Genomic DNA, 24,765 nt, shown 5'->3' on the forward strand with positions numbered 1-24,765 from the left:
GTACGTCCAGTACGAGGACGCTTCGCCGGCACGCCCAGCCGGGCGCCCACCGCCGCGCGCTCATCCGACGCGAATTGTCAGACAAGCCCTAGCGCCCCGGCGCCGGGGACCGCGTGACCCGGCGGCGGGAGCGGCGTGAGGACTGGTTACCGTGGGGGGTGTGTACCGGTTTCTCCTGACCCCGCGCTGGCTGGGCGGCACCGCCGTCGGCCTGGTCGCCATCGTGGTCTGCCTGCTGCTCGGTTCCTGGCAGCTCGGGCGGTTCGAGGACCGGCTCGGCACCCACCGCGAACTCGCAGGCTCGGCCACCGCGGCCGCCGCCGCCCCGGCCGCCCCGCTCGACTCCGTGCTGGCCGGCGCGCAGGCCAGGGTGAGCACCGAAACCGTCGGCCGGACGGTCCGGGTCACCGGCGAGTACGACACCGCCCACCAGCTGCTGGTGCCCGACCGCACGGTGGACGGCCGCGCCGGCTACTACGTGCTGACCCCGCTGCGCACCCCGGACGGCCGGGCCGTCGCGGTGGTCCGCGGCTGGGCCGCCGGCCAGCCCGGCAGCGCACCGGCCGTGCCGGCGGCGCCCGGCGGCCCGGTCGGCGTGACCGGCCGGCTCCAGGCCCCCGAGAACGCCGGCAGCGGCGGCGCGGTCGCCGGCGGCCTGCCCACCGGGCAGCTCGGCACCATCGGCCCGGCCACCCTGCTCAACGTGCTGCCCTACCCCGTGTACGACGGCTGGCTGGCCGCCGACGAGCCGCCGGCCGGGCTGGCCGCGGTGCCGACGGTCCAGCCGCAGGGCGGCGGGGGGCTGAGCCTGCGGGCGTTCCAGAACCTGGGCTACACCCTGGAGTGGTTCGTCTTCGCCGGCTTCGTGGTCTTCATGTGGTTCCGCCTGGTCCGCCGCGAGGCGGAGGCCGCCGAGGACCGGGCGCTCGGCCTGGAACCGGCGTAACGCCCGGCGGGAGGCGCCCGCCGGGGCCGGACCCTTCACGGGCCCGACCCCGGCGCGGCCCGCTACCGGCTGGGACTCGGCAGCCCGAACGACGGGGTCGGCGTGGGGGCCGTCCCGCAGCCCCCGCCGTCGCTGCTGCCGCTGCGCGAGGTGGTGTGGTGGTGCACCGTCCTGGTCTTGGAGCTCTTCGAGGAGCTCTTGCTCCCGCTGCTCCTGCTCCCGCCGCTGCTCCCGCCCTTGCTGCTCTTGGCCAGCGCGAGTTCCGGGGCCGCCAAGGCCTGCGCGCAGTCGGAGTAGTCGTCGGAGGCGCAGCCGCTCGCGGTCAGCAGCACGGTGAGCACCACGGCGACCGCCAGGGCGGCGCCGCCGCGGCCGGGCCGGGTCATCCGAGCTCCCCGAGGTGGCGGCGGACGAAGTCGATCTCCAGCCGGAGCTGCTTGATCCGCTCCTCCACCACCAGCGAGCCGTGCCCGGCGTCGAACCGGTACACCTCGTGGACCTTGCCCAGCTCGCCGAGCCGCTGCACGTAGTTGTCGATCTGCCGGATCGGGCAGCGCGGGTCGTTCACCCCGGCGGAGATGTACACCGGCGCCTTGACCCGCTCGACGTAGCTGAGCGGCGAGGAGGCGTGCCAGCGGTCCGGGACCTCCTCCGGGGTGCCGCCGAAGAGCGTGCGGTCCAGCGACTTGAGCGCCTCCATCTCGTCCGCGTACGCGGTCAGATAGTCCGCGACCGGGACGGCGGCCAGGCCGAGCGTCCAGTGCTCCGGCTGCACGCCCAGCCCCAGCAGGGTCAGGTAGCCGCCCCAGGAGCCGCCGGAGAGCACCAGCCGCGCGGGGTCGGCCAGCCCGGAGGCCACCGCCCAGGCGCGGACGGCGTCGATGTCCTCCAGCTCGATCAGGCCGACCCGCTCGCGCAGCGCGTCCGTCCAGGCCTGCCCGTAGCCGGTGGAGCCGCGGTAGTTGACCCGGACCACCGCGAAGCCGTGGTCCAGCCAGGCGGCCGGGCCGGCGGCGAAGGAGTCGCTGTCGTGGTGGGTCGGGCCGCCGTGCACCTCGAAGACGGTCGGGAACGGGCCCGGCCCGTCCGGGCGCTGGACCAGCGCGTGCACCCGGCCGCCCGGCCCGTCCACCCAGACGTCCTCGACCGGCACCGAGCCCGGCGGCACCGGGCCGGGGGCGCGCAGCACCACGGCGCCCGAGGTGGAGCGGACGGCGGAGGGCTCGGCGGCCGAGGACCAGAGGAACTCGACCGTGCCGTCCGGACGGGCGGTGGCCCCGGCGACCGTGCCGCGCGGGGTGTCCAGCCTGGTCAGCCGGCCGTCCGCGAGCCCGTACGAGAACAGCTCGCTGCGGGCCTCGTACTCGTGCTCGATCAGCAGGGCGTCGGCGCCCGGCCGCCACTGGGCCGAGAGGTCGCCCGGGAACTCCTGGCCCTGCTCGTCGCGGAGCACCAGTTCGGTCTCGGTGCCGTCGGCGAGGTCGTAGACCACCGGCTCCCAGCGGCCGCGGCGCTGGTGCGCGACCAGCAGCCGGGTGTCGCCCACCGCCGGGGCGAAACCCAGGCAGGCCAGCCCGCGCGGGTCGGGGCGGTCGGAGACCTCGTCCAGTTCGGCGACGGTGGCGCCGTCCGCGGTGCGGATCACCCGGATCGCGGCGTGCATCGCGTCGCCGTGCTCGGTGTGCTCGACGGCCAGCAGGGAGCTGTCGTACGAGAGGTCGCCGATGCCGCCGTACTCGGCGTGCCGGTAGACCACCTCGGCCGCGTCGGCGCCGGGACGGCGCAGGTAGACCTCGGTGCCCTCCTCCTCGCCGGAGGTGCCGACCACCACGGTGCCGTCCCGGCCCAGCGCCAGGCCGGTCGAGTACGCGGCGCGCACGCCGGGCACGGCCTCCTCGTCCGGGCCGCCGCCGAACGGCTGGCGGCGCCAGACGCCGAGCTCGTCGCCGTCGGTGTCGTCGAACCACCAGATCCACTCGCCGTCCGGGCTCAGCTCGGCGTCGGTGGTGCCGTTCGGCCGCTCGGTGGCCCGGCGGTGGCTGTCGGCCGACCGGTCCCAGGCGTACACCTCGAAGGTCCCGGTGGCGTTCGACACGTACAGCGCACGCTCGGGGGCGTCCTCGGCCCAGTCCGGCAGTGACACCCGCGCCGCCCGGAACCGCTGCTCCCACGCCGGTACGGCGCTCGTCTCCTCGCTCATGTCCCCATCCAACCCGATCCGCGACGGGTAGCGGAACGCTGCGGCACGGACCGTCACCGGACACGCGGCGCCGCCGGCCCTGACGAGCCGTCCACGGGCGCCCGGGTTATCAATGAATGCCACCAAAACGGGACAAAGGGAGCGCATTCATGACCGTCACCCTGCCGAGCCGCGACCGGCTGACGCTCACCGTCGCCGACTCCGGCCTCGCCGCCGAGGTGGAGGCGTACCTGGCCTCGCTGCCCGGCCCGGCCCGGCCGCCGCTGCCGTACGTCTGCCCGCTCGGCCGCACCCTGCTGCCCTGGTACGCCGGGTACCCGCTGCCCCGCCGGACGGTGCTGGACCGCCTCGCCCGCCGGCCCGCCCGTCCGGTCGAGGTCACGGTCGCCGGCCACCTGCGGCTCACCACCCGCTACCTGACCGCCCACGGCTGGCTGCAGGGCGCGATGTGGGACCAGCAGGGCCGGGTCTGCCTGCTCGGTGCCCAGGCCGCCGTCCTCGCGCACGGCTACGGCACCCCGTACACCGCCCGCCGGGCCCGCACCCAGGTGATGGAGGTGCTGCACGCCACCGGGCGGCCGGTCAGCTCCCCGGACGCCTGGAACGACGCCGCCGGCACCACGCAGGCGGACGTGCACCGGCTGCTCGACCAGGCGGCCACCCGGGCCGCGAGCCTCGGCATCTGACCGCGACCGGGCCACCCGTCCGGCGGAGTGTGTCACGGCGGGGCACGTCCTGACGGTACGTATGGTCGGAAAAACGACCGAGTCCGGCGCCGACCGCGGGGTCGGTGCCGCAGCCGTCCGGGAGAGCGCATGTCCGTCCCGCCCCGCACGCCCGCCGCCCCCGAGAACAGCACCGGGGTGCTCTGGCGGCTCGGATCCTGGTGCGCCCGGCACTGGCTGGTGGTGATCCTCGTCTGGCTGGTCGCGCTCGGCGGCCTGCAAGCGGTCAACCGGCTGTTCGGCGGCGAGTACTCGGACGACTTCGCGCTCCCCGGGACGCAGTCCAGCATCGGCCAGAACGTCCTCCAGGACCACGACCCCTCGATCGGCGGCTACAGCTCGCCCGTGGTGCTGAACGACGCCCAGCCGCTCAGCACCTTCCAGAGCCAGATCTCGCAGGTGGTCACGGCCCTCCAGCAACTGCCGCACGTCTCCTCCGTGCAGAACCCGCTCTCGGTGCCCTCCTCGGCGACCGGCCCGCTGTCCGCCAACGGGCAGACCGCCTTCATCACGGTCCGCTTCGACTCCAACCCCAGCACCCTGGGCGATCCCTACCTGACCGGCGTCGACGACGCGGTCGCCCCGCTGCGCGCGGCCGGCGTGGACGTGGAGTACGGCGGCTCGCTGGGCGAACTCGCCCGGCCCCCGGCGGACGACCGGACCAGCGAGGCGATCGGCTTCGCGGTGGCGATCCTGGTCCTGCTGATCGGCTTCGGCAGCGTGATCGCGGCCGGCCTGCCCCTGGTCACCGCGCTGATCGGGGTCATCGTCGGCCTGGCCTGCCTCGGACTGCTGGCGAGGCTCTCCACCTTCGCCACCGTCTCGCCGACCCTCGCCACCATGATCGGGCTGGGGGTGGGCATCGACTACGCGCTGTTCCTGATCACCCGTCACCGCCAGGACCTGATGGACGGCATGGACCCGGTCTTCTCGGCCGGCCGCGCCGTCTCCACCAGCGGCCGGGCGGTCCTGGTCTCCGGCTGCACGGTGATCGTCGCGCTCAGCGGCCTCTCCGCCTCCGGCGTCACCTTCATCTCCAAGCTCGGCCTCGCCGCCGCCGTGACCGTGGTCTCCGCGGTGCTGGGCGCGCTCACCCTGCTGCCGGCGCTGCTCGGCCTGCTCGGCCCCCGGATCGACCGCTTCCGGGTCCGCACCCTGGTCGCGGAGTCCTCCGGCGCCCCGGGCGAGGAGGGCCAGGGCTTCTGGCACCGGTACGCCCGCCGGGTCGAGTTCCGGCCGTGGACCTTCCTGATCGGCGGCCTGGTGGTGATCGGCGTGCTGGCCATCCCGCTGTTCTCGATCCAGCTCGGCCACATCGACGACGGCGCCGACCCGACCTCCTTCACCGACCGCCGCGCCTTCGACCTGATGACCGACGCCTTCGGGCCCGGCTCCAACGGCCCGCTGACGGTGGTGATCGACCAGACCTCGGTGGCCGCCGGCGACCGCGCCGGCCAGCAGGCCACCGTCCAGCAGGCGATCACCGGCCTGCCGGGCGCCTCCAGCGTCACCCCGCTGCAGCAGACCCCGGACGGCGAGGTGCTGTTCGGCACGGTCTACTCCAGCACCGTGCCGCAGGACGAGAACACCACCCACCTGGTCAACAACCTGCACGACACCGTCCTGCCGAAGGCGCTGGCGGGCACCCCGGCCACCGGCTACGTCACCGGCAGCACGGCCGGGCAGGTCGACTTCCTCGACATCGTCTCCGCCCGGCTGCCCCTGATCATCGCGGTGGTGGTCGGCCTGGCCTTCCTGATCATCCTGGTGGTCTTCCGCGGCCCGCTGGTCGCGCTCAAGGCCGCCGTGCTCAACCTGCTGTCGATCTCCGCCTCGTACGGCGTGGTGGTCGCGGTCTTCCAGTGGGGCTGGGGCGGGCCGGCGCTGGGCGTCAACGGCAAGGTGCCGATCGAGAGTTACGTGCCGATGATGATGTTCGCGATCGTCTTCGGCCTGAGCATGGACTACGAGATCTTCCTGCTCTCCCGGGTGCACGAGGCCTGGACCAGGACCGGCGACAGCAAGGCCAGCGTGGCGCACGCGCTGGAGATCACCGCCCGGGTGATCAGCTGCGCCGCGCTCATCATGTTCTCCGTCTTCGCGGCGTTCGTGCTCAGCGACAACATCGTCATCAAGATGCTGGGCCTCGGACTCGCGGTCAGCGTGCTGGTCGACGCCACCGTGGTGCGCCTGCTGCTCGTCCCCGCCGTGATGACCCTGCTCGGCAAGTCGGCCTGGTGGACGCCGCGCTGGCTCGACCGGCTGCTGCCGCACCTCAGCCCCGAGGGCTGACGGCCCGCCACCACCCCGGCCCCGACGGCCGTACCCCCGAAGGCCGCACCCCCCTATGGCCGCACCCCCCGACGGCCGTACCCCCGAAAGGCCGCACCGTGACCGCACCCGCCCCGACCGACGCCGGCCCGGCCTCCGAGCGCCGCTGGCAGGCCCTCTCGGTGTGCCTGCTGGCCGGCTCGATGACCCTGCTCGACATCAGCATCGTCAACGTCGCGCTGCCGTCCGTGCGCACCGGGCTGCGGATGTCGGACAGCGGCCTGCAGTGGGTGCTCTCCGGCTACGCGCTGGCCTTCGGACTGGTGCTGGTGCCGGCCGGGCGGCTCGGGGACGCCCGCAGCCGGCGCGCGGTCTTCATGACCGGGCTCGCCCTGTTCACCGCCGCCAGCGCGGTCGCCGGGGCGGCCCAGAACGAGGGCTGGCTGGTGGGCGCCCGGCTGGTCCAGGGGCTGGCCGGCGGCGTGCTGGTGCCGCAGGTCTCCGGCTTCATCCAGCAGCTGTTCGCCGGGGAGGAGCGCGGCCGGGCGTTCGGCATGCTCGGCACCACGATCGGCGTCTCCACCGCGGTCGGCCCGCTGCTCGGCGGCCTGCTGATCCAGGCGTTCGGTGCCGCCGAGGGCTGGCGGTGGGTCTTCTACGTCAACCTCCCGATCGGCCTGATCGCGCTGCCCGCCGCCTACCGGCTGCTGCCCGGCAAGCCGGCCGAGCGGACCGCCGTGCCGGGCCCGCGCCGCCGGGGCGACTTCGACCCGGTCGGCGTCCTGCTGCTCGGCGCCGGCACCCTGCTCCTGCTGCTGCCCTTCGTCGAGCAGCAGTGGCAGGGCGACGCCAAATGGCTGCTGCTGATCGCCGCCGCCGTGCTGCTGGTCGCCTTCGCCGGCTGGGAGCTGCGCTACGGCCGCGACCACGAGCCGGTGGTCCGGATGAGCCTGTTCCGGGCCCGCTCCTACTCGCTGGGCGTGCTGCTCTCCCTGGTCTACTTCGCCGGCTTCACCGCGATCTTCTTCGTGTTCAGCCTCTACCTGCAGAGCGGCCGGCACTACAGCGCGCTGCTGGCCGGGCTGGCGATCACCCCGTTCGCCCTCGGCTCGGCGGTGGCCGCCACGGTCGGCGGGCGGATGGTGCACCGGTACGGGCAACTGGTGGTGACCTGCGGCCTGGTCCTGGTGGTGACCGGCCTGTCCGCGGCGGCGCTGGCGGTCCACCTGTGGTCCGGGCGGGAGGTCGGCTGGGCGACCGCCGCGCCGCTGCTGCTCGCCGGCGTGGGCAGCGGCCTGGTGGTCTCCCCGAACCAGACCCTGACGCTCAGCCGGGTCCCGGTGGCCCGGGCCGGCAGCGCCGGCGGCGTCCTGCAGACCGCGCAGCGGATCGGCTCCGCGGTCGGCATCGCGGCCGTCGGCTCGGTGTTCTTCTCCCAGGTCGGCGCCCACCCGGGGGACTGGGCGGGCGCCTTCCAGCGCGGACTGCTGGTCGCGCTCGGCTTCGTGCTGCTGGCCCTGCTGGTGACCCTCGCGGACGCGCTGGCGGGCCGGGCCCGCCAGCGCGCCGCGACCGGGACCGCCGAGTCCACCCGGACCGGCAGCCTCAGCGGCGACGAGCGCTGAACCGCACGCCCGCCGCCGCCCGGGCTCAGCCCGCCGGGTGCAGCACCGCCCGCAGCGCCTCCTCCAGCACCGCCTCCGCCTGCGCCGCCCGCGCCTGGGCCGGCTCCGCCCCGGCCTGCGGGCCCCGCTCGTCCGAGCGCCAGGCCACGAACCCGTCCGGGCGGACCAGCACCGCACCATCGGCCGTGCTGCCGTAGGCCTCGGCCCACTCCGGCCCGGCCTCCGGCGCCAGCTCGTGCTCCGGCTCGGCCCCGATCCGGTACGCGGCCAGCGGGATCCCGGTGCGCGCCGCGATCCGCGCCGCCGCGGCCGTCCAGGCACCGCCCTGCGGCCCGGCGAGCAGCACCATCGAGTCCTCGAACAGGTCCAGCGTGGAGAGCCGGACCCCGGCCCGGCGCACCCACAGGTGCGGGGCGCGGGTGCCCGGGTCACCGCTCGCCTCGAAGCCCTCCGGCACCGGCGACAGCTCGGGATCCGTCCCCACCACCGCCCCCACCGGGTAGCGGTAGCCGAGCGCGACCGCCAGCACGTTCTTCTGCCGGCCCACCCCCGGGACGGCGGCGTAGCCCGGGTGCCGGTGCTCGGCGGAGCGCGCCGAGGCCCGCGCCCCGGTCGCCTGCGCCACCGGCCGGCGCTCCTGGGCGTACGTCTCCAGCAGGTCGGGGCCGGCCCAGCCGGCCAGCACCGCGGCCAGCTTCCAGGCCAGGTTGTGCGCGTCCTGGATCCCGGTGTTCGAGCCGAACGCGCCGGTCGGGGACATCTCGTGGGCCGAGTCGCCGGCCAGGAAGACCCGCCCCTCGCGGTAGCTGCGGGCCACCCGTTCGGCCGCGTGCCACGGCGCCTTCCCGGTGATCTCGACCTCCAGGTCCGGCACGCCGACCGCGGTGCGGATGTGGTTCACGCAGCGCTCGTCGGTGAAGTCCTCCAGCGGCTCGCCGTGCTCCGGGTGCCAGGGGGCGTGGAAGACCCACTGCTCCTGGTTGTCGACCGGTAGCAGCGCCCCGTCGCCCTGCGGGTTCGTCAGGTAGCAGGCGATGAAGCGGCGGTCGCCGACCACGTCCGCCAGCCGCTTCGCGCGGAAGGTGATGCTGACGTTGTGGAACAGGTCGCCGGGACCCTCCTGGCCGATGCCCAGCCGCTCCCGTACGGGGCTGCGCGGGCCGTCGGCGGCGATCAGGTAGTCGGCGCGCACCGTGCGCAGCTCCTCGGTGGCCCGGTCGCGCAGCACCGCCGTCACCCCGTCGGCGTCCTGCTCGAACTCCATCAGCTCGGTGCCGAACCGCAGATCGCCGCCGAGCGCCCGGGCGTGCTGGAGCAGCACCGGCTCCAGGTCGTTCTGGCTGCACAGGCACCACCCGGTCGGGCTGAACCGGGACAGCGCGCCACCCGGGTCGATCTCCTTGAACAGCCACTCCTGGTCCGCCCCGGTGAGGGTGTCGGCCTGCAGGATCCCGTGGTTCTCGGCCAGCACCGAAGCCGCCTCGCGGATCGCCTGCTCCACGCCCGCGGCCCGGAACAGCTCCATCGTGCGGACGTTGTTGCCACGGCCGCGCGGGTGGTGCGAGGTGCCCGCGTGCTTCTCGACCAGCAGGTGCCGGACACCCAGGCGGCCGAGGAACAGTGAGGCGGACAGCCCCACCAGCGAGCCGCCCACGACGAGGACCGGCACCCGGTCGCTGACCTTCGAATTCATCGATTGCTCCAGATCTCTACGGGACCATGCGTCTCCGTTACAGACTCCGGCGCCGACGGCCCGGACGCTCGGCGAGGGATGTCATGTCCGTGGTTTTCGCTCGGATGGCTTCCAGCCCTCGCGCCGCACGGGTCGGCGGCCCACGATCGAGCTCAGGCCTCACGGGCGGCGACCCGGCGGCCTCGGACGGCCGGTCGGCCACCTGACCGGGCGTCCGATCGGACGCCGCATCAGAACACCGCAGCGGAACCGGCCGCACGCCGTCCGGGCGGATCCGCCCGGCCCCGGGCCGGACGCACCGCCACCCGCCAGGCGTACCGGGCCGCGACGGCCGCCCGTCCCTCCCAAGGAGAAAGTGGATCATGACGACCCTGACCGAACCCGTATCGCGGCCCCAGCCCCTCACCACCTCGCGGCTTCGCGTGGTGCTGTTCTGCGACATCATGGACGGCACCCAGCAGCGCTTCCTCGACGCCTACGAGCAGCTCCGCCACCAGGTGGCCGCCGTCCCCGGGCACGTCAGCGACCAGCTCTGCCAGTCGATCGAGGACCCCTCGCAGTGGCTGATCACCAGCGAGTGGGAGAGCGCGCAGCCGTTCCTGGCGTGGGTCGACAGCGAGGCCCACCGCGAGATGGTCAAGCCGCTGCACGGCTGCGTCCGGGACACCCGCTCGCTGCGGTACAACATCATGCGGGAGACCGCCGGCGACCGGACCTTCGACGGCCCCGCCCCGGTCACCGACGGCACCGTCCGGCACGCGCTCACCTTCACCGTGAAGCCCGGCAGCGAGGCCAAGGTCGCCGAGATCCTCGCCGGCTACCGCTCCCCGGCCGCCCGGGTGGACGACCACACCCGCCTCCTGCGCACCTCGCTCTTCCTGCGCGGCAACCGGGTGGTGCGGGCCGTCGAGGTCGCCGGAGACCTCGGCGCCGCGCTGCGCCACGTCGCGGTGCAGCCGGAGGTCCGCGCGGTCGAGGAGGCCGTCAACCCGTACCTGGAGGAGGCCCGCGACCTCGACAACCCGGAGTCCGCCCGCGCCTTCTTCATGCGGGCCGCGCTGCCCGCCGTGCACCACGTCGCCGCCCCGCAGCAGCCGTCCGCGCAGGTCACCCGGTACGCGCTCGCCTACCCCGTGCGCAGCGGCTGCGGCGCCGCGGTGGCCGGCCTGCTGGCCCGCCAGGACCAGCAGGCGGTGGCCGAGCCGGGCAGCGCGCTGGTGGCCGCCACGCTGTTCCAGCGCGAGGACATGGTGGTCCGGGTGGTCGACCTGCTGGCACCGGCGGAGTCCGTGCCCGCCCTGGCGCTCGGCGTCGACGGCCCGCGGGTGGCCGGCCTGCTGGCCCGGCTGGTCGAGCCGGCCGGCCACGACCTGGACGACGCCGCCGGGCTGGCCGGATTCCTCGGCGAGTGCCGGATGGACCTGGTCACCGACCGCACCTCGAAGGACGCCTGATCCCGCCCGTCAGCCCGCGCTCCGAGCGGCCACCGGCCGCTCAGGAGCCGTTCCAGCCAGCCATCTTGGAGGAAGCACCATGACCACGCAGTTCCCACGCATCGTGCACGTCGACGAGGCCGAGCCGAACCGCCGCCGCGGCGGCGACCTGCGCGCCATGCTCACCCCGACCACCGTGGGCGCCACCAGCGGGTTCATGGGCCTGGCCATCGTCCAGCCGGGCGACCGGATCGGCGAGCACTACCACCCGTACTCCGAGGAGTTCGTCTACGTCGTCTGCGGCGACCTGGAGGTGGACCTCGACGGGGTCGCCCACCGGCTGCGCCCCGAGCAGGGGCTGATGATCCCGCTCAACATGAAGCACCGCTTCCGCAACGTCGGCGACACCGAGGCCCGGATGGTCTTCCACCTCGGCCCGCTCGCCCCCCGGCCGGAGCTCGGCCACGTGGACACCGAGGAGACCCACGCCGGGGAGTCGCACCGGGCCGCGCCGCCGGAACACGCCCGGGTGAACTCGTGACCAGGCGCGTCGCGGTCACCGGGATCGGCATCGTCGCCCCCGGCGGCGTAGGCGTCCGCGCCTTCTGGGACCTGCTCACCGCAGGCCGGACGGCGACCCGCGGCATCACCCTGTTCGATCCCACCGGGTTCCGCTCCCGGATCGCCGCCGAGTGCGACTTCGACCCGCTCGCCTGCGGGCTTGACCCGGAGCAGATCGCCCGCGCCGACCGCTACGTCCAGTTCGCCCTGGTCGCCGCCGCCGAGGCGGTCCGCGACTCGGGCCTCGACCTCGCCGCCGAGGACCCGTGGCGGATCGGGGTCTCGCTGGGCACCGCGGTCGGCGGCACCACCCGGCTGGAGCACGACTACGCCCTGGTCAGCGCCGGCGGCGCACGCTGGGACGTGGACCACCGCAAGGCCGAGCAGCACCTGCACCGGGCGTTCGCCCCGAGCACGCTCGCCTCCGCGGTCGCCGAGCGGAGCGGTGCCCACGGACCGGTCCAGACCGTCTCCACCGGCTGCACCTCCGGCCTGGACGCGGTCGGCTACGCCTACCAGAGCATCCAGGACGGCCGGGCCGACGTGTGCGTCGCCGGTGCCTCGGACTCGCCGATCTCCCCGATCACGGTGGCCTGTTTCGACGCCATCCACGCGACCTCCGAGCGCAACGACGACCCCGCGCACGCCTCCCGCCCGTTCGACGCCAACCGGGACGGCTTCGTGCTCGGCGAGGGCGGCGCCGTCCTGATCCTGGAGGAGCTGGAGCACGCCCGCCGCCGGGGCGCCCGGATCTACTGCGAGGTCAGCGGGTTCGCGACGTTCGGCAACGCGTACCACATGACCGGCCTCACCCAGGAGGGCCGGGAGATGTCGGAGGCCATCGACAGCGCGCTCGACCAGGCGCGGGTCGACAGCCGAGACATCGACTACGTCAACGCGCACGGCTCCGGCACCAAGCAGAACGACCGCCACGAGACGGCGGCCGTCAAGCGCTCGCTCGGCGCCCACGCCTACGAGACGCCGATGAGCTCGATCAAGTCGATGGTCGGGCACTCGCTCGGCGCGATCGGCGCCATCGAACTGGTCGCCTGCGCCCTGGCGCTGGACAACGGCGTCGTCCCGCCGACCGCCAACTACGAGACCCCGGACCCGGAGTGCGACCTCGACTACGTGCCGAGGACCGCCCGCTCGCTCCCGCTGCGCAACGTGCTGTCGGTCGGCAGCGGGTTCGGCGGCTTCCAGTCCGCGGTCGTCCTGCGACGTGAGGGGGTGACGGCATGACCACCCGGACCGACCGCCGTGCCGTGATCACCGGCGTCGGCGTCATCGCGCCCAACGGCGTCGGCGCCGACGACTTCTGGAAGGCCACCCGGGAGGGTGCCACCGCGCTCGGGCCGATCACCCGCGAGGGCTGCGAGCAGATGCCCCTGCGGGTGGCCGGCCAGGTGCACGGCTTCGACGCCGAGGCCGCCATCGAGGGCCGCTACCTCGTCCAGACCGACCGCTTCACGCACTACGCGATGGCCGCGGCCGACCTGGCGCTGGAGGACGCCCGGCTCACCGCAGACCCCGCGGACCCGTTCGCGGTGGGCGTGGTGACCGCGGCCGGCTCCGGCGGTGGCGAGTTCGGCCAGCGCGAGCTGCAGAACCTCTGGGGCCAGGGCCCGCACTTCGTGGGCCCGTACCAGTCGATCGCCTGGTTCTACGCCGCCAGTACCGGCCAGATCTCGATCCGCGGCGGCTTCAAGGGCCCGTGCGCGGTGGTCGCCAGCGACGAGGCCGGCGGCCTCGACGCCCTCGCGCACGCCGTCCGGACCATCCGGCGCGGCACCGACACCCTCGTGGTCGGCGCCGCCGAGGCACCGCTGGCGCCGTACTCGATGGTCTGCCAGCTCGGCTACCGCGAACTCAGCCTCGCCGACGACCCCGACCGGGCCTACCTGCCGTTCAGCGCGCAGGCCGGCGGCTTCGTGCCCGCCGAGGGCGGCGCGATGTTCGTGGCCGAGGCCGAGGACGCGGCCCGCCGCCGGGGCGCCCGGATCCGGGCGGTCCTGGCCGGCCACGCCGCCACCTTCACCGGCGCCTCGCGCTGGGCGGAGTCCCGGGAGGGGCTCGCGCACGCCATCCGCGGCGCGCTGGAGGAGGCGCACTGCGCCCCCGACGAGATCGACGTGGTCTTCGCGGACGCCCTCGGCGTCCCCGAGGCCGACCGCGCCGAGGCCCTCGCCATCGCCGACGCGCTCGGTGGGCACGCCACCCGCGTCCCGGTCACCGCGCCCAAGGCCGGCATCGGCCGGGCGTACTGCGGCGCACCGCTGATCGACGCGGCTGCCGCGGTGCTCGCGATGGAACAGGGCCTGGTACCGCCCACCCCCAACGTCACCGACGTCTGCCACGACCTGGACCTGGTGACCGGCTACCCGCGCACCGGCGAACTGCGCACCGCCCTGGTGCTCAGCCGCGGGCTGATGGGCTCCAACGCGGCCCTGGTGCTGCGCCGGCCCTGATCCGGACCCGAGGGCGGCCCGACCGATCCGACAAGGAGAACACCCTGATGAACCACCACCTGACGCACGAAGAGCTCGTCGCGCTGATCAAGAGCCGGGCGGGCATCACCATCGCCCCCGGGGCGATCGAGCACCCGGACGCCACCTTCGACGACTTCGGCGTCGACTCGCTCGGCCTGCTCGGCATCGTCGGCGAGCTGGAGAACCGCTACCAGGCCCAGATCGCCCCCGGCGCCGAGATGGCCAAGACCCCGCAGCAGTTCCTCGACGCCGTCAACGCGTCCGTGAAGACAGGAGCCTGACATGCCCGGACACACCGACAACGAGATCCTCATCGCGGCCCCGGTCGACCTGGTCTGGGAGATCACCAACGACCTGGAGAACTGGCCGCAGCTGTTCAGCGAGTACGCCACCGTCGAGGTGCTGGAGCGCGAGGGCCAGCGGACCACCTTCCGCCTGACCATGCACCCGGACGAGAACGGCACGGTCTGGAGCTGGGTCTCCGAGCGCGAGACCGACCGCCACGCCCTCGCCGTCCGGGCCCGTCGGGTCGAGCCCGGCCCGTTCGAGTTCATGGACATCCGCTGGGAGTACGCCGAGGCGCCGGACGGCACCCGGATGCGCTGGATCCAGGACTTCGCCATGAAGCCGACCGCCCCGGTCGACGACGCGGCGATGACCAACCACATCAACCGCAACTCGCGGATCCAGATGGAACTGATCCGGGACAAGGTGGAGAAGCGGGTGGCCAACGCATGAGCGAGCTGCACCGCACCCTGATCGTCGCCCGGATGAAGCCGGACTCGGCCACCGGCATCGCGGAGGTCTTCGGGGAGTCCGACCGCGGCGAGCTGCCGCACCTGATCGGCGTCACCGGCCGCAGCCTGTTCCAGTTCGGCGACCTCTACATGCACCTGATCGAGGCCGACCGCCCGCCCGGCCCCGCGGTCGCCGAGCTCGCCGGCCACCCCGAGTTCCGCGACGTCAGCCGCCGGCTCACCGCGTACGTCCAGGCCTACGACCCGGTCACCTGGCGGGAGCCGAAGGACGCGATGGCACGCGAGTTCTACCGCTGGGAGCGCGCCGGGAGCGCGTGACACCACCCTCGGTGGGGACCTGCCGGGCTCCGCGCACCCGATCCGGGCGCGCGGAGCCGGTGCGTTCGGGGCCGGTCCGTTCGGGGCCGGTTCGTTCGGTGCTGGTGCGTTCGGCGGCCGCGCGTGACCCTGACGTCGCACCCCGGTGGCAGGCCGCCCGGGGGTGACGGACGGTGGTGAAAGTGCCGGTGCGAAACCAGAGCTGACGCAGCGTCGGCAGCGCACCGCAGCCGAGAGGAAGACCATCCATGCGCATCGCACGTGCTCTGCTCGCCGGGGCGGCGCTGTCCGCCACCGTCCTGCTGTCCGTACCGGCCGCCGCCCACGCCGAGGATTCCGGGTCCGACCGTCCGGTGCTGACCTGGGAGGAGAAGCAGGCCAAGGCGGCCAGCCCGGAGGGCCAGCAGGCCTGGCAGGAGAAGCAGGCGCGGGCCGCCGCCGAAGCGGCCGGCGAGGCGGCTGACGACGCCGAGGCGGCCGCGGAGCCGGCCCCCGAGCACCCGCGGCCGACCGGCGGGGTGCACGCCGGCGGCGGGGGCACCGCGCCGGTGGACGGGCCCGGCGCGGCCGCGTTCGTGCTGCTGAGCGGCGGGGTGGCGGTCGGTGCGGTGCTGCTGCGCCGGCGCCGCTTCGGGGGCGCCGCGCTCTGAGCCCGGGCGGGCATGAACAGAGGTCCGGCCCGTCGGCGGGTGCCGACGGGCCGGACCTCGTTGCACCGCCGGATCAGGCGGGCACGGTGCTCTCGAAGGCGTGCAGGTACGGGTTGACCGGCCGGACGTCGCTGACCAGCAGCCCGGCCTCGGTCATCAGCGCGAGCATGCTCTCCCGGGAGTGCTTGGCGCCGCCGACGTTGAGCAGCAGCATCAGGTCCATCGCGGTGGTGAAGCGCATCGACGGGCTGTCGTCGACCAGGTTCTCCACCACCACCAGCCGGGCGCCCGGGCGGGCGGCCGCGAGCACGTTGCGCAGCGTGCGGCGGGTGCTCTCGTCGTCCCACTCCAGGATGTTCTTGATGATGTAGAGGTCGGCCCGGACCGGGATCTCCACCCGGCAGTCGCCCGGCACCAGCCGGGTCCGGTCGGCCAGCGCACCGCCCGGCCGCAGCCGGGGGTCGGCGTTCTCGACGACCTGGGGCAGGTCGAGCAGGGTGCCGTGCAGGTGCGGGTGCTTCTCCAGCAGGCTGGCCAGCACGTGGCCCTGGCCGCCACCGATGTCGACCACGCTGGAGACGCCGTCGAGGTCGGCCAGGTAGGCGGTGAGGTCGGCCGCGGACTGCCGGCTGGAGCTGGTCATCGCCTGGTTGAACACCTTGGCCGAGTCGGCGCCGTCGGTGTGCAGGTAGTCGAAGAACTCCTTGCCGTACAGGTCCGGGAAGATGTTCCGGCCGGTGCGGACGGCCTCGTCCAGGCGGGGCCAGGCCTGCCAGGTCCACGGCTCGGTGCACCACAGGGCGATGTGGCGCAGGCTGTTCGGGGCGTCCTCGCGCAGCTGGCGGGACATGTCGGTGTGCGCGTAGCGGTCGTCGTCCGTCTCGGTGAAGACGCCGTAGCAGGACAGCGCGCGCAGCAGCCGGCGCAGCGGACGCGGCTCGACCTGGACGGCGGTGGCCAGCTGGTCGACCGTCATGGCCTGCTCGCCGAGCGCGTCGGCGATGCCGAGCGAGGCGGCGGCGCGGACGGCCGCGGCGCAGGCGGCGCCGAACACCAGCTCCCGCAGGCGCATCGCGGCCTGCGGGGACGGGCCGGGGGCGCCTTCGGTGGTGGGTGCTGCGGTGGTGCGGGCTGCGGTGGTGCGTTCTGCGGTGGTCATCGGGCGACCTCTCTCATCGTGGGCGCCCGGTGGGTGCCCGGGCGGGTCAGCACCGGCCGGCCGGTTCGGAGACGCGGCAGGTGTTCTTGGCGAAGGTGTTGTCCGTCCCGGCGGCGTCGCGGTCGGCCAGGTCGGCCGGGCCGTTGCGGAGCACGACGTTGTCCTCGACCGAGATCCGGGAGTTCGGGGTGCCCACCACGCTGCGGAACAGCACGATGCCGCCGGACATCGGCGACGCGCCGGTGTTGTCCTCGACCCGGTTGCCGGTCACCCGGGTGTCCTCGGCGCCGGTGACGAGGATGCCGGTGCCCTGGATGAAGTCCAGCCGGGGGTTGGGCGGGCAGTACTGGTTGTTCTCGTACACGTGGTTGCCGCTGACGGTGAGCGCGCCGGCGCGCGGGACGCCCTCGTCGCCGACCACGAAGACGCCGCCGCAGTTGCCGGAGATCTCGTTGTGCTCGACGGCGAGCTCGCGGGCGCGGCGGACCACCACGCCGATCCGGTTGCCGGTGAGCCGGTTGCCGCTGATCACGGTCCCCCGCGTGTCGATGGCACCGCCCTCGGCGTCGACCGCGTTGGCCAGGAAGACGCCGGCCTGGCCGTTGCCCGTGGCCTCGTTGTCCATCAGCTGGGCGCGGGTGGACTTCTCCTGGCTGATGCCCTGCTGGCCGTTGTCCCGGACCAGCGTGCCGCGGACCTGGAGCCCGTCCGTCATCGTGGCCGAGACGCCGTTCTTGGCGAAGCCCTGGACGGTGAGCGCCTCGATCCGGACGCCGGTGAGCGGCTGGGCCTCGGTGCCGGCGACGCACAGTCCGTTCCCGGCCGCGGCGCAGGAGTTGCCCGCGGGCTGCTCGGCCGGGGTGATCACGGTGGCGTGGCCCATCCCGCGGATGGTCAGGCCCGGGGTGGTGACCAGGACGCTCTCCCGGTAGGTGCCGGCCAGCACCTGGATGCTGTCGCCGGGGGCGGCGGCGTCGACCGCCTGCTGGATCGATTCACCCGGCCGGACCAGGTGCCACGTCGCGGCGTGCGCGGGGGGTGCCGCTCCCAGGCCGGCGATGAGGGCTGCGGTGAGGCCCGCACAGTAGTGGATCGGTCGCGTGGGCATGGGGCGGTGACCTGCTTTCCGGTGTCCGGTGGGGTGCATGGGCTGCGGCGCGCGGGCGCCCGGCAGGGTGCACGGCCGCCAGATCGAAGCTATGGGCGATCACGGTGGCCCGCCACTCAGCGTGTCCGTCCGGAGCCCGTCGGTGAACGGCCGGCGGCGGGGTGGTGGTGCGGTGCCGCGGACGGGTCCGGTACGGGGGTGGGCCGGGGTGCGGGCCGGGGGATCCGCAGGTCCCCGTGGGGACCCTCGATGGTGGGGATGCGAAGGCCTCGTGGATACTGCTGTCCGCGCGCCGTAGGGATGATCTGCTTTTCGGTCTCTTCCCGTCAGGTGACAGGCGGCGTCGCTTCAGACTCTGGGGGATCAACAGTGACCATCAGTCGCCGTGTCGGGATCGCCGCAGCCATCGTGAGCTCGGCCATCGCCGGCTCCGCGCTGCCGGGGGTGGCGCACTCCGACGCCGCCGTGCTCTACGTCGACAACTCGAGCTCCGCCCGGTGCTCGGACGCGGGTACCGGCACCCAGGCACAGCCCTACTGCACCGTCCAGGCGGCGGCCGACGCGGCCCGCCCCGGGCAGACGGTCCAGATCGCGCAGTTCGGCACGTACCAGGAACAGGTCGTCGTCAAGCACTCCGGTGCCCAGGGCAACCCCATCACCTTCAAGGGCGTGGTCTTCCAGAACGAGCCGAGCGTCGTGGTGGGACTCGACCGCGGGGACGCAAACGCCCAGAACGCCCCGCACGGCTTCGTGCTCGACGGCGTCCACGACGTCGTGGTGACCGGCCTCTACTTCGAGACCCTCCAGGAGGCCGTGCTCGTCAAGGACTCCGACCGGATCACGGTGGACGGGAACATGACGGGCTCGGCCGGCTCGCCGGGCGCCACCGGGGGCCCGAGCACGCCCGCCATCCGGCTGACGGGACACACCACGGCCACCTCCGTCACCCGCAACGTGCTCGACGGCAGCGGAGCCGCGGGCATCGCCGTCGACGCCGGGGTCTCCGGGGCGGTCGTCAGCACCAACCAGCTGAGCGCCGGTCGCGGTGACGGGATCGTCGTCACCGACGCGCCGGGCACCGTGGTGACCAGCAACACCGTGCTGCAGAGCTGCGGGAGCGGCATCGTGCTGGCCGGCGACTCCGCCGGCTCCACGATCAAGAACAACATCCTCACCGGCGACGGCCGGTGCAAGTCGGCGACGCCCGCGCCCGAACTGGCCGTCTCCACCGGGTCCACCGCGAACACCAAGGCCGACTACAACGTCGTCCACCCGGCCGCCGGCCACGCCGGGTACACCTGGGGCGGTACGTCCTACGACACCCCGGCTGCGTTCCAGGCCACCGGGCAGGGCTCGCAGGACACCGCGATCGACCCCAAGCTGGTCTGGTACGGCAGCGTAGCCGTCCCCGCCGCGCTCGCGGGATCGACCGACGCGGCCGACGCCAGGGCCGAGGGCGAGCTGGAGACCGACCTGCGGGGCAACCCCCGGACGGACCAGCCGCAGGTCGCCAACACCGGTACCGGCAACGGCTACTACGACCGCGGCGCGACCGAGATCCAGGACCCGATCGCGGTCACCGCGGCGGTGTCGACCAACAGCGCCGACGGGCACCCGCTCCAGGCGACCGTCCGCGGCAGCCTCAACCCGGGGTGGTCGATGGCCTCGGCCGTGCTGGACTTCGGCGACGGCAGCGCGCCGATGACCACCGTGCCCACCGGCGACTTCACCCTGAACCACGACTACGCGGCCGCCGGCACCTACACGGTGACCCTCACCGCGACCAGCAGCGCCGGGCTGACCCGCAAGGCGACCGCCTCGGTGACCCTGTCCCCGGTCAGCGACCTCACCCCGTCGTTCTCGGCGAACCAGACCGACCGGACCGTCCCGCGGATGACGTTCACGGACTCCACCTCCAGCGCCTGGCCGGTCCTCAAGTACACCTTCGACTTCGGTGACGGCTCGCCCGCGGTGGTCAGCACCGGGACGCGCCCGACCAACCTGGTCCACGACTTCCCGAGCTCCGGCCTGTTCACGGTCACCGAGACCGTGCTCGACAACCACGGCCGCTCCGCGAGCCGCTCGGAGGTGACCAGTGTCGGCGGCCCGGTCCCGGGGGTGCCGGTCATCGGCTACTTCGGCGGGCCGACCAGCCAGGTGGCCGTGTTCAACCGGGGCACCTGGGCGGTGAGCTACCAGAAGGTGACCGGTCGCGCGGCCATCTACTGGAACTTCGGCGCCGCCGGCGACCTCCCGGTCGTCGGGCGCTGGGACCGCAACGGCGGGGCACAGCTGGGCGTCTACCGGCCGAGCACCAGCAGCTTCGTCCTGCAGCTCGCCAACGGGTCCTCCGTCGAGGTGCCCTTCGGGCAGCCGGGTGACATCCCGGTGCCGGGGGCGTGGGACCACAACGGCCACGACCAGCTGGCGGTCTACCGCCCCGGCACCCGTACGCTCCTGGTCCGCCACGACGACGTCAGCGTGACCACGCTGACCTTCGGCGACCCGGGCGACGTGCCGCTGGTGGGTGACTGGGACGGCGTGGGCCACGCCCAGTTCGGCATCTTCCGGCCCGGCCGGAACGCGGGTGACACCAACACCTTCGCCCTGCGGCACGACAACGGCAGCGTCTCCACGGCCACGTACGGCACGAAGGGCGACACCCCGGTGGTCGGCGACTGGCTCGGCAAGGGCCGGACGACCTACGGCATCTACCGGGCGAGCAGCGGGACCTTCGCGCTCTGCAACGCCTACGGCGGGCAGGCCGACTCGGTCTTCCAGGTGCTGTCCCAGTACAACTGACGGACGGTCGCCGGCAGCCGGCCGGGACGGGGCACCCGCTCCGTCCCGGCCGGCTGCCGCCGTTCGGGGCCGCGCCTACCGGTGGTTCGGCGGTGGCGGCGGGAGGTCGGTGATGCCCGGCGCGGGCTCGGGCCAGACCAGCAGGACGGGGCACGGCGCGTGGTCGACCACGAAGCGGCCGGCCGGGCCGAGGCTCCGTGGCCCCAGGTGGCTGCGGTCGCCGTCGCGGGCGAGGACCAGCAGCTCGGCGCTCGCGGCCGCGGCCACCACCTCCCGTTCGATCCGGCCGGTCCGCTCCACCCGGGTGCAGGGCGCCCCGAGGCGGTCGGCGGCGGCCGCGAGCAGGCGGCGGCCGGAACCGGCGGCGAGCTCCTCCACCCGGGTGCCCGGATCGCTTCCCCAGCCCGCGCCGGCGCGGTGCCCCGCCGGGTGGCCCCGCCCGAGCAGCCCGGCGAACGCGCCGTGCGCGGCCCCGGGCACGTCCAGGCCGCTGACGTGCAGCAGGACGAACCCGGACCCGGCCGGCGCGTGAGCGCGGGCCGCGTCCACGCAGGCGGGCCAGGTCCCCTCGGCCACCCAGACGAGGACGGTCACGGCATCACCCTCCGACGAGCTGCACGGACCCCCACAGTGCCACCACCGCCAAGGCCAGGGAAGCAGGCACGGTGAGCAGCCCGAGCCGGGTGAACTCGCCGAGCCCGACCTCGGTGTCGTGCTCGCGCACGATCCGCCGCCACAGCAGGGTGGCCAACGACCCGGCGTAGGTGAGGTTCGGGCCGATGTTCACCCCGAGCAGCACCGCGAGGACGGCGGCCGACCCCGCGGGCGCGGTGAGCGGCAGCAGGACGAGGGTGGCCGGCAGGTTGTTGATGAGGTTCGCCAGGACGGCGGCCAGCGCGGCGAGGCCGAGCAGCGCCGGCAGCGTGCCGCCGTGCGGCACCAGGTGCGCCAGCCCGTCGGCGAGACCGTTGTCGACCACCGCGCGGACCACGATCCCGAGCGCCAGCACGAAGGCCAGGAACGGCAGCGAGGCGGCCCGGACGATCGCCACCGGCGTGGTGCGGCGCCGGGCCAGCCCCCGGCCGGCCAGCAGGAGGGCGCCGGCCAGCGCGGCCCACGCCGGGTTCACGTCCAGCGCCGAGGTGAGCACGAAGCCCGCCAGCGTGCAGCCGACGGTGGCCAGCGCGAACACCGGCATCCGGGGCGCCGGCCCGTCGTCCGGGCCACCGGCCCCGGCGTCCAGGTCGACCGCGAAGAACCGGCGCATCACCACGTACTCGACCCCGATGGCCACCAGCCACGGCAGCGCCATCAGCGCGGCGAACCGGGTGAAGCTCAGCCCGCTGGCCGCGAACGCCAGCAGGTTGGTGAGGTTGGAGACCGGCAGCAGCAGCGAGGCGGTGTTCGACAGGTGGGTGCAGGCGTAGACGTGCGGCTTGGGGCGGGCGCCGAGCCGGGCCGCGGTGGCGAAGACCACCGGGGTCAGCAGCACCACCGTGGCGTCCAGGCTGAGCACCGCCGTGACCACCGAGGCGATCACGAAGACCTGGACCAACAGCCGCCGCGGCCGGCCGGCGGCGGTCCGGGCCATCCAGGCGCCGCAGGCCTGGAACAGGCCCTCGTCGTCGCAGAGCTGGGCCAGCACCAGGACGGCCGCCAGGAAACCGATCACCGGGCCGAGCCGCTGGGCCTCGGCCACCGCGTGGGCGGGTGTGATCGCACCGGTGAGCAGCACCAGGGCGGCGGCCGGCACCGCCACCACGGCCTCCGGCCAGCCCCATGGCCGCACCACGGCACAGGCCAGCACCAGCAGCAGCAGGCCCACCGACAGGGCCTCGGCGGACGACGTGTTCAGGGTGTACTCCTTGCGGCGGGGACGGGGCGACCCCTCATCGAACCAGAGAGCCGCGGCCGGGCGTGCCGGCGCCGTGCGTGCGGGCGGGACCGGCCCGGCATCGGCCGGGGAGACGGACCATCAGCAGCCACCGGTAGGTTGGTCGTCGCCGACCCGTCGGGTGATCCGGGCGGGCCGCTGTCCGCCCTCCGGAAATCGGGTCGCTGCTGCCGGGGGATCAGGACAGACTTCGGCGTCGGGGCTGCACGGCGCCCCGCCATCTCCACGCGCTCGAAGGACTCGGATGACCACTCCTGCCCCGCCCGACAGCCCGCAGTCCGCCGGGGAGCCGGCCGACCCGAACCCGTGGGCACCGCCGGCCGCGGGGTGGGGCGAGGTGCCGGGCCACGAGGCGGGCGCCGCCTTCGACCCGGGGACGGCGTACTGGCCGCCGTACCCGACGGCGGCTCCGCAGCCCCGCAACGGGCCGGGCATCGCGGCCCTGGTGCTCGGGATCGTCGGCGTCGCGCTCGCGGCGGCCGTCGTCCTGTTCTGGATCTCCTGGCTGCCGGCCCTGCTCGCGGTGGTCCTCGGCGCCGTCGGGCTGGTCCACGCCCGCAAGGGCCTGGCGACCAACCGGGCGATGGCCCTCGCCGGCGTGCTCCTCGGGCTCCTCGGACTGACGGTCTCGACCGGCGGCGGGGTGTACGTGGTGGCCCGGGTCCAGGCCGTCCACGACCGGCAGGCGGCGGACGAGCGGGCGGCCCGCGCCCACGCCGAGCAGCGGGTGGCGAAGGAGAAGGCGCGGCTGGAGGCCGAGCAGGCCAAGGCGGCGGCGGACGAGAAGGCCCGGCACCTGGTGTTCGGCGGGTCCTACACCTTCGCGGACGGCCTCAAGGTCTCGGTGGCCGAGCTCGAGCCGTACACCCCGCTCACCACCGTGTACACGCCGCCGGAGAACGTCCGGATCGTCCAGGTGAAGGTCACGGTCACCAACACCGGCTCCAAGCAGCTCGCGCTCTCGGGGTCGAGGCTGCCCACGGTCAAGGACGGCGCTGGCGCACTCGCCTCGCAGGTGTTCGACGGCAGCCGCCGGACGACGTTCCTGCCCGAATCCCTGGCCCCCGGCCAGGAGGCCAGCTCGCAGACCCAGTACACCCTGCCGAACGCGGCGGCCGACCGGCCCACGGTCGACTTCATCTACGGCGGTGCCATGCAGCGCAAGAGCGTCACCTGGTCCACCACGCCGAGCTGACCCCCACTCACCCCGTTCCGTGCGTGTACCGGCCCACCGCCCTGGGTAGCTCCTCGCGGGGGTGGGGATGGACGGGTACGAGATCAAGCGGTGGCGCCGGCACGGCCACGACCGGCTGTACGTGAACCGCACGGCGGACGGCCGATCGGTCGGCTGGCATGACCTGGTGACGGGCCGCACGGTGGTGCTCGACGAGGGCTGCCGGGAGGCGATCACCGTCCTGGTCACCTCCCACGGGGCCGCGGGCGCCGCTCGGGAGACCCCTCCACCGCCCACCGTCCCGCCGGTGGCGCCGGGCGCCGACCTGGCGGCCAACCGGCCCGGCGACGCCCTCCGCCGGCACCTGAGGACGGTCGAACCGAACGCGCTGAAGCGGCTCCTGGCCCACCGCTTACCCGCCGGCATGACCGCAGCCCGCCCCTGGGCGGTCGGGCTGCGCGGCGAGGTCGTCACCGGCCGCCGGCTGGACCGACTGGCCCGCCAGGGCTGGCGGGTGCTCCACTCCATCGAGCTGCCCGGCGGGATCGACATCGACCACCTGGTGATCGGCCCGTCCGGGGTGTTCACCATCAACACCAAGCACCACCGGGGGGCGGCGCTGTGGCAGGGCGACCGCGCCATCACGGTGAACCGCGCCCCGACCCGGTACGTGCCGATCAGCGAGAGCGAGGCCGCCAAGGCGGCGCACCGGCTCTCGGCGCACTGCGGCTTCCCGGTCACCGTCCGGCCGGTGGTCGCGGTCGTCGGGGCCGACAGCATCGTGGTGTCGAACGCACTCCCCACGGTGCTCCTGGTCGACGCCGATCAGCTGAGCCGCACACTGTCAGACCTGTCACCGACGCTCCCGGCGGCCCGCGTCGAGCAGATCTACTCGATCGCCCGCCGCCCCACCACCTGGACCGCCTGAGCCCCGCCGCGCCGCACCCACCCCCGCCTGA

The 24,765-nt window shown here is 74.3% G+C and carries 22 protein-coding genes; 15 read left to right on the forward strand and 7 right to left on the reverse strand.

The window, feature by feature from the left end:
- Window positions 1-160: 160 nt before the first annotated feature.
- Window positions 161-946: an SURF1 family protein gene (locus tag ABT014_RS31320; RefSeq protein ID WP_350642731.1), complete on the forward strand. Its 786-nt coding sequence runs from the start codon at window positions 161-163 to the stop codon at window positions 944-946.
- A 62-nt stretch (window positions 947-1,008) separates the two neighbouring features.
- Here ABT014_RS31320 and ABT014_RS31325 read toward each other — a convergent pair whose 3' ends face one another.
- Window positions 1,009-1,332, reverse strand: coding sequence for a hypothetical protein (locus ABT014_RS31325; protein WP_350642733.1), 324 nt, complete (start codon window positions 1,330-1,332; stop codon window positions 1,009-1,011).
- Complete coding sequence (locus ABT014_RS31330) at window positions 1,329-3,146, reverse strand: S9 family peptidase (protein WP_350642735.1); 1,818 nt, start codon at window positions 3,144-3,146, stop codon at window positions 1,329-1,331. The genes ABT014_RS31325 and ABT014_RS31330 overlap by 4 nt, the downstream gene beginning before the upstream one ends.
- A gap of 149 nt (window positions 3,147-3,295) precedes the next feature.
- Between ABT014_RS31330 and ABT014_RS31335 the strand changes: the two genes are divergently transcribed.
- The 3 genes from ABT014_RS31335 to ABT014_RS31345 all read left to right on the forward strand — a co-directional run bounded on the left by ABT014_RS31335 (window position 3,296) and on the right by ABT014_RS31345 (window position 7,767).
- Window positions 3,296-3,832, forward strand: coding sequence for a DUF6197 family protein (locus ABT014_RS31335; RefSeq protein WP_350642738.1), 537 nt, complete (start codon window positions 3,296-3,298; stop codon window positions 3,830-3,832).
- Window positions 3,833-3,961: 129 nt separating this feature from the next.
- Window positions 3,962-6,163 carry an MMPL family transporter gene (locus tag ABT014_RS31340; RefSeq protein ID WP_350642740.1) on the forward strand — a complete coding sequence of 734 codons (2,202 nt, stop codon included), beginning with the start codon at window positions 3,962-3,964 and terminating at the stop codon, window positions 6,161-6,163.
- 98 nt (window positions 6,164-6,261) lie between these two features.
- Window positions 6,262-7,767, forward strand: coding sequence for an MFS transporter (locus ABT014_RS31345; RefSeq protein WP_350642741.1), 1,506 nt, complete (start codon window positions 6,262-6,264; stop codon window positions 7,765-7,767).
- Window positions 7,768-7,792: 25 nt separating this feature from the next.
- Here the strand turns inward: ABT014_RS31345 and ABT014_RS31350 are convergent, their stop codons facing one another.
- Window positions 7,793-9,460, reverse strand: a complete 1,668-nt coding sequence (locus ABT014_RS31350; protein WP_350642742.1) for an FAD-dependent oxidoreductase — start codon at window positions 9,458-9,460, stop codon at window positions 7,793-7,795.
- Between the two features lie 362 nt (window positions 9,461-9,822).
- On the opposite strand from ABT014_RS31350, the gene ABT014_RS31355 reads away from it, so the two are divergent.
- The 8 genes from ABT014_RS31355 (at window position 9,823) to ABT014_RS31390 (ending at window position 15,669) form a co-directional block, all read left to right on the forward strand.
- Window positions 9,823-10,914 carry a SchA/CurD-like domain-containing protein gene (locus ABT014_RS31355; protein WP_350642743.1) on the forward strand — a complete coding sequence of 364 codons (1,092 nt, stop codon included), beginning with the start codon at window positions 9,823-9,825 and terminating at the stop codon, window positions 10,912-10,914.
- Window positions 10,915-10,993: 79 nt separating this feature from the next.
- Window positions 10,994-11,434, forward strand: a complete 441-nt coding sequence (locus ABT014_RS31360; RefSeq protein WP_350642744.1) for a cupin domain-containing protein — start codon at window positions 10,994-10,996, stop codon at window positions 11,432-11,434.
- Entirely contained in the window at window positions 11,431-12,696 is a 1,266-nt protein-coding gene (locus ABT014_RS31365; protein ID WP_350642745.1) for a beta-ketoacyl-[acyl-carrier-protein] synthase family protein, read from the forward strand. Before ABT014_RS31360 ends, ABT014_RS31365 begins: the two co-directional genes overlap by 4 nt.
- Window positions 12,693-13,922 (forward strand): beta-ketoacyl synthase N-terminal-like domain-containing protein, encoded by a 1,230-nt coding sequence (locus ABT014_RS31370; RefSeq protein WP_350642746.1) that lies wholly within the window; start codon window positions 12,693-12,695, stop codon window positions 13,920-13,922. The genes ABT014_RS31365 and ABT014_RS31370 overlap by 4 nt, the downstream gene beginning before the upstream one ends.
- Window positions 13,923-13,969: 47 nt before the next feature.
- Window positions 13,970-14,224 (forward strand): acyl carrier protein, encoded by a 255-nt coding sequence (locus tag ABT014_RS31375; RefSeq protein WP_350642747.1) that lies wholly within the window; start codon window positions 13,970-13,972, stop codon window positions 14,222-14,224.
- A gap of 1 nt (window position 14,225) precedes the next feature.
- The gene (locus ABT014_RS31380) at window positions 14,226-14,681 is read left to right on the forward strand and encodes an SRPBCC family protein (protein ID WP_350642748.1); all 456 of its coding nucleotides are present in this window, start codon (window positions 14,226-14,228) and stop codon (window positions 14,679-14,681) included.
- Between the two features lie 5 nt (window positions 14,682-14,686).
- A complete protein-coding gene (locus ABT014_RS31385; RefSeq protein WP_350642786.1) occupies window positions 14,687-15,019 on the forward strand; it encodes a TcmI family type II polyketide cyclase in 333 nt (110 codons plus the stop codon).
- Between the two features lie 248 nt (window positions 15,020-15,267).
- The gene (locus ABT014_RS31390; RefSeq protein WP_350642750.1) at window positions 15,268-15,669 is read left to right on the forward strand and encodes a hypothetical protein; all 402 of its coding nucleotides are present in this window, start codon (window positions 15,268-15,270) and stop codon (window positions 15,667-15,669) included.
- 73 nt (window positions 15,670-15,742) lie between these two features.
- Here ABT014_RS31390 and ABT014_RS31395 read toward each other — a convergent pair whose 3' ends face one another.
- Both ABT014_RS31395 and ABT014_RS31400 read right to left on the reverse strand, forming a co-directional pair.
- Complete coding sequence (locus ABT014_RS31395) at window positions 15,743-16,828, reverse strand: methyltransferase (protein ID WP_502895133.1); 1,086 nt, start codon at window positions 16,826-16,828, stop codon at window positions 15,743-15,745.
- A gap of 46 nt (window positions 16,829-16,874) precedes the next feature.
- Window positions 16,875-17,936: a right-handed parallel beta-helix repeat-containing protein gene (locus ABT014_RS31400; RefSeq protein WP_350642752.1), complete on the reverse strand. Its 1,062-nt coding sequence runs from the start codon at window positions 17,934-17,936 to the stop codon at window positions 16,875-16,877.
- 369 nt (window positions 17,937-18,305) lie between these two features.
- Between ABT014_RS31400 and ABT014_RS31405 the strand changes: the two genes are divergently transcribed.
- A complete protein-coding gene (locus ABT014_RS31405) occupies window positions 18,306-20,738 on the forward strand; it encodes a PKD domain-containing protein (RefSeq protein WP_350642753.1) in 2,433 nt (810 codons plus the stop codon).
- 75 nt (window positions 20,739-20,813) lie between these two features.
- On the opposite strand, the gene ABT014_RS31410 is transcribed toward ABT014_RS31405, so the two are convergent.
- Entirely contained in the window at window positions 20,814-21,332 is a 519-nt protein-coding gene (locus tag ABT014_RS31410; RefSeq protein WP_350642755.1) for a universal stress protein, read from the reverse strand.
- Window positions 21,333-21,336: 4 nt separating this feature from the next.
- Window positions 21,337-22,593, reverse strand: coding sequence for an SLC13 family permease (locus ABT014_RS31415; protein WP_350642790.1), 1,257 nt, complete (start codon window positions 22,591-22,593; stop codon window positions 21,337-21,339).
- Between the two features lie 283 nt (window positions 22,594-22,876).
- Here ABT014_RS31415 and ABT014_RS31420 point away from each other — a divergent pair, with 283 nt between their 5' ends.
- The gene (locus ABT014_RS31420; protein ID WP_350642757.1) at window positions 22,877-23,827 is read left to right on the forward strand and encodes a hypothetical protein; all 951 of its coding nucleotides are present in this window, start codon (window positions 22,877-22,879) and stop codon (window positions 23,825-23,827) included.
- A 67-nt stretch (window positions 23,828-23,894) separates the two neighbouring features.
- The gene (locus ABT014_RS31425) at window positions 23,895-24,734 is read left to right on the forward strand and encodes a nuclease-related domain-containing protein (protein WP_350642758.1); all 840 of its coding nucleotides are present in this window, start codon (window positions 23,895-23,897) and stop codon (window positions 24,732-24,734) included.
- The last annotated feature ends 31 nt before the right edge of the window (window positions 24,735-24,765 follow it).

The sequence above is a fragment of the Kitasatospora sp. NPDC094015 genome (genome assembly GCF_040304075.1).
Taxonomy (GTDB): Bacteria; Actinomycetota; Actinomycetes; order Streptomycetales; family Streptomycetaceae; genus Kitasatospora.